Raw genomic sequence first — 14,966 nt, 5'->3', positions numbered from 1 at the left:
ATATTGTCATTCAGTTTTCAATGTTCATTTTTCTTACCGACAAAAATTAATTATACTCTTTTGCAAAGTTGAAGTCAACAACTTTTTATAATTAATTTTAATGTCTGTTTAAGATTTCAGTTGATTTGTTTCGCTCAACAAATAAATACTATACAGGCTTTAGAGCTTTTTAACAACGGTAAAATTTACACTAGCTTAACAATTCTGAAACATCCAAACTCCAATATCCGAACTTAAAATACAAAATAAAGATTTAATAATCGCCTTTCCCCTTTAAAATTTGCTTTGCCACAATTCATAGATGCACTAGCCTCTTCATTTCACAAACTTTAACTTTTTTTAAAAAGTTTTTCAATTTATTTAGAATCTAACCTCAATACCAAACTTTTTGTACTCTGCAACAGCGTTCGATGACTTTCCATACTTACATCCTCACACTTTTTCTATCAAATATCCTATTCCCTACTCAAATTCCTTTCCTCAAATAAAAAAGAAGCTGGGACATAATTAATCGTCTCAGCTTTCCTTAACATATTGGCAGTAGATGTCTGAATTAAAAGTGCGCTTATATTAAGCTTCTTTCAATCCTAGCCATCCTTGCCGGCGGGGCCCCAACATAGAGAATTTCTTAAAAAGAAATTCTACAAACAATGCAAGTTGGGAGTGGGACAACGAAAATAATTTTGCTAAATTATATTTCTGTCCCACTCCCTTTCAAATTCAATCTACATTTCAGTTCTTCCAGCAATGGCTTTAGATAATGTCACTTCATCTGCATACTCTAAATCTCCACCTACGGATAAACCTTGTGCTAAGCGTGTAACTTTGATTCCAATTGGTTTCACTAACCTTGAAATATACATAGCAGTTGACTCGCCTTCTAAATTCGGATTCATTGCTAAGATCAATTCTTTAACTTCATCACTTTTCAGGCGCTCAACTAACGCTGGAATATTAATATCTTCAGGTCCAATGCCATCCATTGGCGATATCGAACCATGTAACACATGATATAGACCTTTGTACTCGCGCATTTTTTCCATTGCAATAACGTCTTTATCATCTTCAACTACACAAATCACTGATCGATCGCGTTGTTTATCTTCACAAATGTAGCAAGGGTCATTTTCAGTGATATGACCACAAACGCTACAATACGTAAGTTCTCGCTTTACGTCTACTAACGATTTAGCAAACTGAACAACATCGTCTTCTTTCATATCTAAAGTATGAAAAGCCAGTTTTTTTTTTTTTTTATTTTCAATGCCTGGCAGTTTCATAAAACTGTCTATAAGTTTAGAAATAGGTTCTGGATAATGCATTATTTATCACATTCCAGGGATGTTTAAGCCTTGAGTATGTTTACCTAAACGTTCTTGAGTTAACTCATCAGCTTTGTTCATCGCTTCGTTTGTAGCAGCTAATACTAAATCTTGAAGCATTTCTACGTCATCTGGATCTACTGCTTCTTCTTTAATTTCTACATCTACCACTTCTTTATGACCAGTCACTGTTACAGTAACCATGCCACCGCCTACTGTTCCGGCAACACGTTCTTCTTTTAATTTTTCTTGTTCCTGAGCCATTTTCTTTTGCATTTTTTGCATTTGTTTCATCATTTGTTGCATATTTCCGCCACCGCGCATAATATCATTTCCTCCTTGAAATTAAACAGTCTCATTAATAAATCGCTTTTATTACATTATACATACGAATATATTGCTTGTCATGTATCAGTCTTCGTCTATCATATGTACTGTTTCCTCACCAAATAAATCTTTAGCTTTTGTGCTACATTAACTTGTTTTGGTTGGTGTTCTTCTCCAGATTCACTACTATTATCACCGTTTGAATTACGATTTTGTAAATATTCTGCTCTTACTCTGAGCCATTGATCTGAGGGAACACCTACGACTTTAACAGATTTATCTACTATATTACATACAACACTCTCTATATTATTACGTTTTTCATCATCTTTATTAACGATTTCACAATGAATTTCTTCTTCAAATTTAACTAACACGTGGTCTTCGCTAGCTGCGACAGGTTCTGAGTTTTGCAACAGACTCACTAATGATTTTTTATCATTGCTTTTCGCATGGTCAATCACTTCTTGCCAGTGATCTTTCAACAATTTGATATCTTCTTTATTCGCTTTGTCTAGTACTTTTGCTATTTGTTGCATTGAAAATGCATTTTTAGAGCGTTGAACAGTACGCGTAGGTTTCTTAGGTTGTTGTGTTTGACCTCCGTTTGGAACGCCTTGTGCTTTCAGTGTTTTTAATTCATTTTCAAGCTGTTCCATACGCTGAAGCAATACATCATTATCAGGTTCTGTCGCTACAGTCGTCGTTGCTACATTCTGAACAGTTTGTGGTTGTGCTTTAATCATTTCAGCAAGTTTGACTAATAATACCTCAAAGTGAACATTCTGATTCACACTAAATCTTATAGAAACTAAGGTGTCATTAATAATATCAATCATGCGATAAAGCATATCCAGTTCGAAATCGATGAGGGCATCAAATTCAATCGTTTCATTCGATGTTTTATTCATAATCGTATCTCTAACAAAATAAATCATGTCGTTGATGAGACGATTCACTTCTTTACCTTCAGATATAAAGTGATGATATCTACCGAGAGCTGCTTTTACATCTCCATTGACCACATCTTTAAATAGTTCGTTTAACGCCGCTTCATCAACACTGCCTGTCACATTTAATGCATCTTGCAATGTTAACTTTTCCTCTCCAAAGGCAATCGCTTGGTCCATGATACTCAGTGCATCACGCATGCCACCTTCTGAAGCCTTTGCAATAAATTCTAACGCTGCCTCATCATAGTTCAACGATTGAGAGTCTGCTACGAATTTCAAACGGTCTACAATTTGATCCATGCTAATTGCTTTAAAATCAAAACGTTGTGCTCTTGAAATAATCGTAGGAGGAATTTTATGTGGTTCAGTCGTTGCAAGAATAAAAATTGCATGTGCCGGAGGTTCTTCAAGCGTTTTAAGTAACGCATTAAACGCCCCAGTCGTTAACATGTGAACCTCATCAATAATATACACTTTATATTTAGACTCACTTGGTGCATATTTGACTTTATCTCTAATATTTCTAATCTCATCTACACCATTATTACTCGCAGCATCTATTTCAATGACGTCAGAATTGGTACCTTGAGTAATTCCTCTACAAATCTCACATTCATTACAAGGTTCTCCATCATCACTGTTAAGACAATTAATTGCCTTTGCAAACACCTTTGCGATACTCGTTTTCCCAGTTCCTCTGGGTCCACTGAAAATGTACGCATGGGATTGTTTCCCTTTGGATATCGCATTACGTAACGTTTTAGTGACATGTGTTTGTCCAACGACATCATCAAAACTTTGCGGTCTATACATTCGATACAAAGCTTGGTAATCCACTGTAGCACCTCCATTAACAATTACTCACCATTATATCATGCTCGTCACTTTTCTTTTCAATGAAAATAAATTATTTCAACACTTCAGGAAGTTCTACTGTCATACCAGAAAAACGTTCTCCATTTGAATTTAGGAATTTAACATACAAATCGTGTTCTTTCTGTTCTTCATCTATGCCAATATCGAATTGTTGAGCATCTTTATAATCTAGATTTTCAAAATAATCCGTATCACATAAAACAAAAATCGCCTCATAGCCTTGCGCTTTAGCACGTTCCTCCACCGCTTGAATCAGCGCTTTACCTAAACCTTGTTCACGTACCTCTGAATTGACCGATAATGCACCAATTGCAAGAGCGGTTTGTTTATCATTTTGTGAGATCAGCGTGATTTCTGCTAATAACACATGTCCTACAATCTCATTTGACTCATTTTTAGCAATGACTTCCAACTCATAATTGTAATTCTCAGACTTTCTAAGATTCTTAACACGTGCGCGCTCTTTCCAACTGGTTTCAGGATCTTGATCATAATTTCTTTCAATACTATCAAGGGATTTATCATAGTCAACTTCTGTTAACGTACTTAAAAAAATTTGCATGTCTCCTCCAAGATTTATATGAATTCATCAATTTATTTTTAACATTTATCACTCAATATTTTTCATCGTCATTTAGTTTATTTCGGTATAACCTTAACAAATTATGTGAAATTAATCCATTTAATAAAAAAGAGCGACTTCATCATATGATAAGCCACTCTTTCATCTATATCTTATTTGCTTTAATCTCAAAATAAAAACCATGCACCTTTGTATCGAACGCATATCATAAACGTAACCGAAGTCGACAGCTAAATCTCGGCTACCCTACAGCACATATGAGGATCCACTTAATGCTGCTTCCGTCAGGACCTGACATGATTCATGGGTTCATATTGCATAGGACCGAAATCTTCAAACACTACGTGCTTCGGGCAGACTTCACAAAAATGCGCCCTCAACAAAGGAATTAAGTCTCGCATAAAGCGGATTTCGAGTACAGGGAACCGCTACCTCCCCACCTAGCACGGTAAGATTTATAATACTATAATTTCGCATCGATTTGCAAGCGTAAAAATTTCATCTTCATCTCACAATACGCTTTTACATACATTTAAAATTGCATTAATGATCCAGTCATCACGTCACTTTTTACCGTCTTCTAGAAAACTCTTTAAACTTAAAATCAGTCGCAATATGCTTCGAAATATTGTACTGGAAACATGTCGTGTCATTAAGATAAACCTGACTTCTTACAGTAGCTGTAAATGGCATATGTTGGTTTCCAAATATTTCATATTCTATAGAAGAAAAAGGTTCAAATGTAATCGATTTACTTGAATAACTAATATTCAAATTTAAATCTTTTTCTAAGTACGCATATATTGAATCTTTGGCTATATCATCAGAAATATCATCAACTACATTTTTTAAGAAAAAGTCTTCGTCAAAAATCTTCACTTGATTATTTATGCGACGCGTTCTTTGAATATGAATCAATTCTTCTCTTTCAGCAATCTTCAATTCTCTTTGAACATTAGGGTATTCACGTGCTTCTACCACTTCATTCACGATGACTTCTGTCTGATAATTAAGGCCTAATCGCTCTTTTATTTCTTTAAAACTGATCAAGTCAGTAAATGGAAATTCGGTGATTTCTTGAAAAATAACGATCGAACCTTTACCACGCATTTTTTGGATCATTCCATCTCGTTCAAGCAAATTTAATGCTTTTCTGACGGTCTCACGAGAAGCATTATAAGTGGCAACTAAATCATGTTCGGAAGGTAATTGATCACCATAATTTAAATCTTGCGATAAAATATTATTTTTTAAATCTTCATAAATCATTAGGAACTTATTTCGCTTCATGAACATGCCTCATTCACTATCATTAATGTGTTTCGATGACAATCGCCCCGAAACCTGATATTTCGTCATTCGTTATTGTACCATTTTGAATAATGATATCTCCTTCAGTATCTAAATCTCTTGGAATCATCACCGCTTCTTTTGAAAAGTTTGCAATTACAAGCCACGATTTAGATTGATAATTACGACGGTAAATAAAAAGTTGATCATGTGTCATATATAAAGGAGTAATATCTCCATAAGTGAGAATGTCGTGGTTATGACGCAAATCAATCAAGCGACGATACATGTGAAATACTGAATGATCATCTTCAATTGCTTGTTCAACATTCACCTCTTTATAATTCGGAGCAATATCAATCCATGGTTGCCCACTTGTAAAACCGGAAGCCTCTCCATTCGTCCATTGCATAGGTGTGCGTGAATTATCTCTCGATTTTTGATCGAGAATTTTCAAGATATAATCTTCCGAATAGCCCTTGCGCTTCAATTCTTGAAAGGCATTTAAAGACTCAACATCTCGATATTGATTCATCATTGAAAAATGAGGGTTCGTCATTCCTATCTCTTCACCTTGATAAATGTAAGGTGTCCCTTGAAGCATATGCAATGCAATTGCCAAAGTTTTCGCACTAACTTGACGTAATTCCTCATTAGAATCATCACCAAATCTGGATACTACTCTAGGTTGATCATGGTTACACCAAAATATTGCATTCCAACCTCCACCTTGATGAATACCTAATTGCCATTCCATCAAAATATTTTTTAACTGGTGAAAATCGTAGTCAGCATAAGTCCATTTGTCTCCATTTTCATAGTCCACCTTTAAATGATGAAAATTAAAAACGCTGCTTAATTCTTGTCTTTCAGGTTTAGTATACTTAATGCAATGATCGATTGTCGTAGAAGACATCTCTCCTACAGTCATCAAATCTTTACCTCCAAATGTATGACGGTTTAACTCATTTAAATAGTCGTGAACACGTGGACCATCTGTATAAAACTCTTTTCCGATTTTAGGTGAATCTTTAAACGCACCTTTCGATATAAGATTAATAACGTCAAATCTAAAACCATCTACACCGAAATCAATCCAGTAATTAACAATTTTATATAATTCTCGTCTTACTTCAGGGTTGTCCCAATTTAAATCAGCTTGAGAAACATCAAATAAATGAAGGTAATATTCATCAGTTTTATCATCATATTGCCATGCATTTCCACCAAATTTAGACTCCCAATTCGTCGGTGGGCCATCGTTTGATCCTCTAAAGAAATAATAATCTCTATACGGACTATCTTTTGAACGTATAGCTTCCTTAAACCATTCATGATGTGTTGATGTATGATTAATTACAATGTCTAACATAATTTTTAAATCTCGTTGGTGCGCTTCAGCAACTAGTCGCTTAAAGTCTTCAATTGTTCCAAACTGTTCATTAATTTTAAAATAATTACTAATATCATATCCGTTGTCGTTCATCGGAGATTCATAGATTGGTGTAAGCCATAAATAATCCACACCCAAATATTTTAAATAGTCTAGCTTCTCAATGATGCCATTTAAATCTCCTTCACCATTACCAGTCGTATCATTGAATGATTTAGGATAAATTTGATAGACAACTGATTTTCTCCAATCATTTTGCGCCATATTTTTCCCACCTCATATCTATTTTTTAAAGATTACTCACTTTCTTTTTCTGCTTCTGGTTCATCTACTATTTCTTTAGCTTCTTGTTTACTCCATTTTGATAGGAAAATGGTTACAAAAAATGGAATAATGACCGCTGCAAGTGTGACAACACCATAGACTAGCCAATATTCTTTTTGTATTGAAATGATAGCTGGTACACCACCGACGCCTACTTTTCCTAGAACCTGATTCGCACCAATCACGGCACCTAACACGCATGAAGTTGAAATGGCTGCAATAAATGGATATTTCAATGGTAAATTGACTCCAAACATAGCTGGTTCAGTCACACCTAGCATACCCGAAACACCTGACGTTAAAGCTAAACCTTGTTCTTTAGCCATCTTACGGCGTTTATAGACATACCATGCCCCAAACGCTGCAGAACCTTGACAAATATTAGAAATCGCTACGATTGGCCATAAATAAGTACCACCTAGTTTACTGCCCATCAATTGAAAATCCACAGCTAAGAACATATGGTGTAATCCTGTAATGACAAGAGGCGCATAAACTAAGCCATAAATTGCTCCTCCAAGCCAACCAGCATGCTCAAACACAAATGTAACTGTATTCGTAATTCCAGTACCAATGATTAATGCGACGGGACCAATAACGATAAACGCTAAGAATCCAGTAACAAGTAAGGCAACTGGCCCAACAACTAGCATTTTAATCGAATCATGTACAACTTTGTTTAAAGCCTTTTCAATCTTAGCTAAGACATATGTCGCGATAAGTACTGGTAACACTTGACCTTGATAATTAAGCTGTTTGATATGCAATCCGAAAATATCCCAAGTCGGTATTTTAGTTTTCCCAATATCGTACTGAGACACAAGTTGCGGATTCATTAAGATTAAACCAAGCACTAATCCTAGAATCGGACTACCGCCAAATACTCTCATACTACTCCAACCAATTAAGGCCGGTAGGAAAATAAAGGCCGTATTAGCGATTACATTAATGATATTCGAAATATCAGCGATTTGAGGATACATTTCAATTAATGGTTTAGCACCAAATAGCCCCTTCATGGTGAGAATATTATTAATTCCCATAAGCAAACCAGCTGTAACAATAGCCGGTAGTATTGGAATAAAAATGTCTCCCAACAATTTAATTAAACGTTGCAGCGGATTACCTTTTTGTGCTGCCGCATTTTTAGCGTCATCTTTAGAAGACGCTTCTACACCTGTTTCTTCAACAAATTGTTTGTATACTTCATCTACTGTACCAGGACCAATGACAATTTGATATTGGTGGTCTGCTTTGAATTGTCCCTTAACTAAAGGATTTTCACTTAATGCGTCTTTATCAACTTTACTGTCATCATTTAGCACGAGTCGTAAACGTGTCACACAATGTGTTGCTTTGTCTATATTGTGCTTTCCTCCAATTGCTTCAACAATGGCTTTTACATCGTTTCTTTTTACAGCCATGGGCTTCACTCCCTTAATTTCTTATAGAGAGTATAACTTGTCTATACAAGTTATGTAAAGGCTTACATGCCATTTTCAAAATATCGTCGATGGTATATTTGACAAAAATAAAAAAGGCAAATACTCATTAAGATAAGTACTTGCCTTTTGTATCTATTAGTCTTGGATTTTAATTCTAATGGCGGAGGAAGAGGGATTCGAACCCCCGCGGCCCGTTAAGGCCCTGTCGGTTTTCAAGACCGATCCCTTCAGCCGGACTTGGGTATTCCTCAAATGAACACAATAACAATCATATAATAGCGCTTATTAAAAGTCAATAAAATTATTTTGTGTCTACACTAGAACCTTTTTACTTAAATATTGATCTACAGATTGAGCAACAGCACGTCCTTCTTTGATTGCCCATACTACTAAACTTTGACCACGACGTGCATCTCCAGCCGCAAAAAATTTAGGGTGATTCGTTTGGAAATCTGTATCGTTTGCGACAATCTTATTACGTTCAGTTTTAATACCAAACGCATGAGGTATAGTTGTTTCAGTCCCTACGAACCCAATGGATAAGAGGACCAAATCAGCTGGCCAAAATCTCTCAGGGCCATCAGCCATTACCATACCTTCTGGTGTTTCTTGTAATATTTGAGTATATAATCCTCGAACATTTCCAATGTTATCTACATCATAACGCATCGTTTGCACACCATATGCTCTAGGCTCTTGACCAAATTTCGCTTCACATTCTTTATGCGCATAGTCCATTTTAAAAACTGGCATTGCTAAAGGCCATGACGTATTACTTTCAAACGTAATTTCTTCGGGTTGTTTAGTATACTTATTAAATTGAACAATAGATTTACAATTTTCACGTAAAGCTGTAGCAACACAGTCTGCACCAGTATCACCAGCACCTATAATAATCACATTTTTATCTTTAGCCGTGATAGTGACTTCATCAATTTCACCATTAAGATACTGCGTTTGTTCAGTAAGGTAATCCATTGCAAAATGAATGCCAAAGCCCATACGTCCTTCTAAAGGTAAGTCTCTCGCATTTTGAGAACCTGTGCACAGAATAATAGCATCGAACATTTCTTCAAGTGTTTCTCTATCCATATCCACACCAATTTCAACGCCTGTTTTAAAAACAATGCCCGCTTCTTCCATCAATGCTATACGACGGCGTACAACATCTTTATCTAATTTCATATTAGGAATACCGTACATAAGTAGTCCACCTGGCTCATTCGCCTTTTCGAAAACGGTGACTTGATAACCTTTAATATTAAGCTCTTCAGCGGCTGTTAAACCAGCTGGTCCACTTCCAACAATCGCAACTTTTTGATCTTTGCTACCTTCGGGATACTTCGGTTGAACCCAGCCATTGTCATACGCTTCATCTATAATCGTTCGCTCAATACCTTTAATCGCAACAGATTCTCTATTAATTTTCATTACACATGAATTTTCACAAGGTGCAGGACACACACGTCCAGTAAATTCAGGAAAATTATTTGTCTCACTTAACCTTTCATAAGCCGACTTAAAGTCTTGATGATATACTAAATCATTCCATTCCGGGATATAGTTACCGATAGGACAACCGATTGTTTCTCTTCCATAAGATAGACCGGTTTGACAAAATGGTGTACCACAATCCATGCAACGTGCACCTTGAATGGAGGCATCATCCTTAGAAAAACGCTGTTGAAACGCATCATGGTTAGAAAGACGGTCTACTAAAGACAATTCTGACAAAGACTGTTTGTTATATTTCATAAATCCTTTAAATTCGCCCATGATTTATCTTCCCCCACTTCTCTAATAAACTACTGCTGGTTGCAATGTTTCTTCAATACTTTCTCTATCATCGTAAAATGCTGCGAGCATCGCTTCATCTACACGTTCAAATTGTCGTTTTTGTAAATCAATTTTTTGCATCATCAATTGATAATCCTTTGGAATGACTTTAACTACGTATTGGCTCACATTTTCAAATTGATCTAAAATATCTCGTGCCTTTAGACTGCGCGTATGCTTATAATGTGCTTCAAGCATCTCTTTAATTAATGCTTTCTCCTCATCATAATCTACACTGCTAAATGCTAGCGTTTCGAGCGCGTTATCCTTTTTAAATTGTTCAATATCTGAAGGGAAGATATAACTCACACCACCACTCATACCTTGGCCAAAGTTCTTACCCACATCACCTAAAATAATGACATGTCCGCCAGTCATATACTCAAGACCATGATCTCCAATACCTTCAACAACAACATCAGCACCACTATTTCTAATACAGAAACGTTCTCCTGCTTTACCATTGATAAAGGCCTTACCTCTTGAAGCACCGTAAAAGCTCACATTACCAGCGATAATTTCATTTTCACGTGCTTCATTTGGAGCATTGACTATCACAGTTCCACCTGATAACCCTTTACCTACATAGTCGTTTGCATCACCAGTATGGCGAATAGTTAATCCACGTGGCGCATAAGCAGCGAGACTTTGACCAGCATGACCTTCAGTATAAGCAAATATTGTATCCTCTGGTAAGCCTTCTTCACCGTATTGTTTCGCGATGGCACTACCTGTAATCACTCCTACATCACGTTGTTCATTATTTACAACATAACTTCCTGTGAACGAATGACCATTCTCAATACTATGTTTAGCATCTGGATATAAATAATTTAAATCAAAACCAATATCTAAATGATGATCTTGTAATATTTGTTTTGTGTTAGGTCCTTCAGACTGCTCGATAAGGTTTTCAATTTGAATTGCAGCGGCTTTACTACCAGGTCTTAGTTGTGATGAACGTTTTAATAAGTCTGTTCTTCCTACCAAATCTTCAACAGTTTCTAATCCCAATGAAGCTAAAATTTCACGCAATTCTTCTGCAATAAAATACATAAAATTAACAACGTGTTGTGCTTTACCATTAAATAACGCACGTAAATCTTTGTTTTGCGTAGCAACTCCGACTGGACATGTATCGTTATGACACACGCGCATCATAATACATCCCAACACTACAAGTGGCGCAGTTGCAAATCCAAACTCTTCCGCTCCAAGCGCACACGCATACGCTACATCTTTACCAGTCAGCAACTTACCATCTGTTTCTAATTTCACACGACTACGTAAATCATTTAACTTCAACGTTTGATGTGTTTCAGCTAAACCAATTTCCCATGGTACACCTGCATGTTGAATGCTTGTCTTAGGCGAAGCCCCAGTTCCTCCGTCATAACCGCTAATGACGATTTTATCAGCGAATGCTTTCGCAACTCCCGAAGCAATCGTTCCTACACCCGTTTTCGATACAAGTTTAACAGCGATATCCGCTTCTTTATTTGCATTCTTCAAATCATGTATCAATTGAGCTAAATCTTCAATTGAATAAATATCGTGATGTGGTGGCGGAGAAATCAATCCAATACCTGGTGTCGATCCTCTTGTTTCTGCTATCCATGGATACACTTTAGATCCTGGTAGTTGTCCACCTTCCCCTGGTTTAGCGCCTTGTGCAACTTTTATCTGAATCTCTCTCGCATGTTGAAGATAATCACTTGTTACACCAAATCGTCCAGACGCAACTTGTTTAATCGCACTCGTTTTATTACTTCCATCCTTTTGAATTCCATATCTTGACGGGTCTTCTCCGCCTTCTCCACTATTACTTTTACCACCAATCTGATTCATAGCCTGTGCTAGAGTTTCATGCGCTTCGGCTGAAATTGAACCATAACTCATCGCTCCAGTATTGAACCGCTTAACAATTTCACTCGCTGGCTCAACGCGACTAATATCAATCGCACGTTGCGTTTTAAACTCTAATAAATGTCGTATATGATCCGTACGTTGATGATTGACTGCCTCTGAAAATTCCTTAAACAACTCATAATCATTATCTCGACAAGCATGTTGTAGTAAGAAAATAGTACGAGGATTAAACGCATGATGTTGACCTTGTTGTCTCCATTGGAATGTACTTCCTGATTCAAGGTAGTCTGATGTATCACTCTGTCTTGTTTTATTTTCTTTATCAATTTGTTCAATACTAATACCTGATAATTTAGATTGCGTACCAGTAAAGTATTGATCGATGACCTTTTGAGATAAACCAACTGCTTCAAAAATTTGTGCCCCTTGATAACTTTGTACAGTGGAAATCCCCATTTTAGCCATCACTTTAATCACACCTTCAGATAGCACTTGCGTATAAGTTTCAACATTGTCGGTAACTGAACCTGCTAACTGACCTTTAAGTGTTAACTGTTCTACCGTACGCTGTGCTAAATAAGGCACTACTGCATTAGCTCCATAACCAAGTAAACATGCTACATGATGTACTTCTCTTGTTTCACCTGATTGCGCAACTAGGCTGGTTTCCATTCTTAACCCTTCACGGATTAATAATTGGTGGATATGACTTAATGCCAACAACATCGGCATCGCGAATCCTTCTTCAGCTACAAGTGACTGATCATCTAATACTAAGATTTTCGCACCAGACTTCACAGCTTCTATAGCTCTTTCACCAAGATCCTCTAATGCTGCCTCAAGAGTTTCTGTATAAACTGTCGATAAATGAGTCACATTAAAACGTGATTGATCTATGGCTGCTAGTTGTGCTTCCGTAAGGACTGGTTTCTTCAATTGAATACGCTGTAAAGCCGTTTCATCAGGGTGAAGTAAATTCCCTTCAGCGCCTAAGTATGATAATTCACTTGTTACGATCTTTTCTCGATAGGCATCAATAGGCGGATTTGTTACTTGTGCGAATAATTGCTTGAAATAATTAAATAGTGATTCTGGTTTGTCATTAAGCACTGCTATCGGCGCATCGTACCCCATTGCACCAATCGGATCTTTCTTGCTTGTTACTAAATCTGCCATATACTTGTTTATATCTTCTTTTGTGTAAGCAAACTGCTTTTGCAAACAGAATAATGTAGACTCATCCCAATCAGAAGGTTCATATTTAACCTCTTCAAAGTGATTATCAATCTTACACTCCTCTAACCACTGTAAATAAGGTAATTCACTAGCAATATCAGCTTTCAAATCATTATTTTCTACAACTTTATTCTGTAAAAAGTCGACAAGAAGCAACTTACCTGGGTTAAGTTGACCTTTGAAAGCAACGTTCTCCTCAGGTACATCAACAACACCCACTTCAGAAGAGAAAACGATGAAATTATCTTTAGTTATAGTGTAACGACCTGGTCGTAAACCGTTTCGGTCAGTAAGGGCACCAATTTTATCGCCATTACAAAATGAAATCATTGTAGGACCGTCCCATGGTTCCATCAAATAGCTATAATATTCATAGAAAGCACGGACATTCTTATCATTAGACTTGTTGTATAACCACGGCTCTGGAATTAACAACATAGCAGCTTTTTCAGGTTCCATTGCTAGAGAAAGAAACTCGAGCGCATTATCCACAATTGCTGAGTCACTTCCATCCTCATCAACAATAAAGTGGACCTTATCCTTCTCATCGCCAAATAAAGTCTCAACTAACTTATTTTGACGTGCTCTCATCCAGTTTACATTACCTTTAATTGTATTAATTTCACCGTTGTGCATGAGCATACGGTTGGGATGCGCACGTTTCCAACTTGGAAATGTATTTGTACTAAATCTAGAGTGCACAAGCCCTAACTTCGACTGGAAATCTTCATTCTGTAGGTCTAAGTACAATCCTTTAATTTGATCCGAACGTAACCAACCTTTATATACAATTGTTCTTTTAGATAAACTTGTGAAATATAGTTCTAGAGATTGTTCTTCTCCATAACGCTCAATTTGCTTTCTAGCTAAATACAATTGTTTCTCAACGTTTTCAACACCTCTGATATCTACAAATACTTGTTGAATATATGGCATTGTGTCTGCAACATGCTTAGCAATCGCATTGGTATCTACAGGCACGTCTCGATATCCGATAACGTTAAATCCTTCACTTTCAAAATATGAATTAAACACGGCTTCATGTGCTGAATCTTTTACTTTTTCTTTAGAAAAAAATAATCCCACGGCATAATGTCCTTCACCGGGAACTTTGATGTCAGTTAATTGGTCAAAAAACTTAAATGGAATTTCAGTCATAATACCGGCACCATCGCCAGTGATTCCGTCAGCTCCTACGCCACCTCTATGATCCAATCGTCGCAACATTTCTAGAGACTTTTCTATAATATCGTGAGATCTTTTATTATCCATATTGGCATAGAATCCAATACCACACGCATCATGTTCTTCACGATAATCATACAAACCCTTTTTTAATTTCTCATTGTACATGATGCACACTCCCTTATTATAATTTTCTGACAATTTTAGTTTGATAATAATTACTATAATGTAATATATTTATCTGTTCAATATATAAATTAGATAAGACTCATCTAAAAATTAGAACAAATTCACATCATACTGCTATAATGTATTTATATCATTTTA

The 14,966-nt window shown here is 36.4% G+C and carries 8 protein-coding genes, 1 other RNA gene and 1 pseudogene; all 10 read right to left on the bottom strand.

Annotated features, from left to right (window positions below):
• Positions 1 to 725: 725 nt before the first annotated feature.
• Complete coding sequence (gene recR / locus HMPREF3264_RS00775) at positions 726 to 1,322, bottom strand: recombination mediator RecR (RefSeq protein WP_070871602.1); 597 nt, start codon at positions 1,320 to 1,322, stop codon at positions 726 to 728.
• Positions 1,323 to 1,328: 6 nt separating this feature from the next.
• The gene (locus tag HMPREF3264_RS00770) at positions 1,329 to 1,646 is read right to left on the bottom strand and encodes a YbaB/EbfC family nucleoid-associated protein (protein WP_070871601.1); all 318 of its coding nucleotides are present in this window, start codon (positions 1,644 to 1,646) and stop codon (positions 1,329 to 1,331) included.
• Between the two features lie 87 nt (positions 1,647 to 1,733).
• A pseudogene (gene dnaX, locus HMPREF3264_RS00765) lies at positions 1,734 to 3,439 on the bottom strand (DNA polymerase III subunit gamma/tau).
• A gap of 70 nt (positions 3,440 to 3,509) precedes the next feature.
• The gene (locus HMPREF3264_RS00760) at positions 3,510 to 4,040 is read right to left on the bottom strand and encodes a GNAT family N-acetyltransferase (RefSeq protein WP_070871600.1); all 531 of its coding nucleotides are present in this window, start codon (positions 4,038 to 4,040) and stop codon (positions 3,510 to 3,512) included.
• 200 nt (positions 4,041 to 4,240) lie between these two features.
• Positions 4,241 to 4,510, bottom strand: an RNA gene (ffs, locus tag HMPREF3264_RS00755) — signal recognition particle sRNA large type.
• A gap of 121 nt (positions 4,511 to 4,631) precedes the next feature.
• Positions 4,632 to 5,351 (bottom strand): trehalose operon repressor, encoded by a 720-nt coding sequence (gene treR / locus HMPREF3264_RS00750; RefSeq protein ID WP_070871599.1) that lies wholly within the window; start codon positions 5,349 to 5,351, stop codon positions 4,632 to 4,634.
• Between the two features lie 22 nt (positions 5,352 to 5,373).
• Complete coding sequence (gene treC, locus HMPREF3264_RS00745; RefSeq protein WP_070871598.1) at positions 5,374 to 7,008, bottom strand: alpha,alpha-phosphotrehalase; 1,635 nt, start codon at positions 7,006 to 7,008, stop codon at positions 5,374 to 5,376.
• A gap of 32 nt (positions 7,009 to 7,040) precedes the next feature.
• A complete protein-coding gene (gene treP, locus HMPREF3264_RS00740) occupies positions 7,041 to 8,492 on the bottom strand; it encodes a PTS system trehalose-specific EIIBC component (protein ID WP_070871597.1) in 1,452 nt (483 codons plus the stop codon).
• Positions 8,493 to 8,825: 333 nt separating this feature from the next.
• Entirely contained in the window at positions 8,826 to 10,289 is a 1,464-nt protein-coding gene (locus tag HMPREF3264_RS00730; RefSeq protein ID WP_070871596.1) for a glutamate synthase subunit beta, read from the bottom strand.
• Between the two features lie 21 nt (positions 10,290 to 10,310).
• On the bottom strand, positions 10,311 to 14,807 hold the full coding sequence (gene gltB / locus HMPREF3264_RS00725) for a glutamate synthase large subunit (RefSeq protein ID WP_070871595.1): 4,497 nt from the start codon (positions 14,805 to 14,807) through the stop codon (positions 10,311 to 10,313).
• Positions 14,808 to 14,966 lie beyond the last annotated feature (159 nt).

The sequence above is a fragment of the Staphylococcus sp. HMSC62A08 genome (assembly GCF_001839105.1).
GTDB lineage: Bacteria > Bacillota > Bacilli > Staphylococcales > Staphylococcaceae > Staphylococcus > Staphylococcus caprae.
The sequence above is the reverse complement of the archived record's forward strand: the minus strand, read 5'-3'. Positions and strand labels throughout refer to the sequence as shown.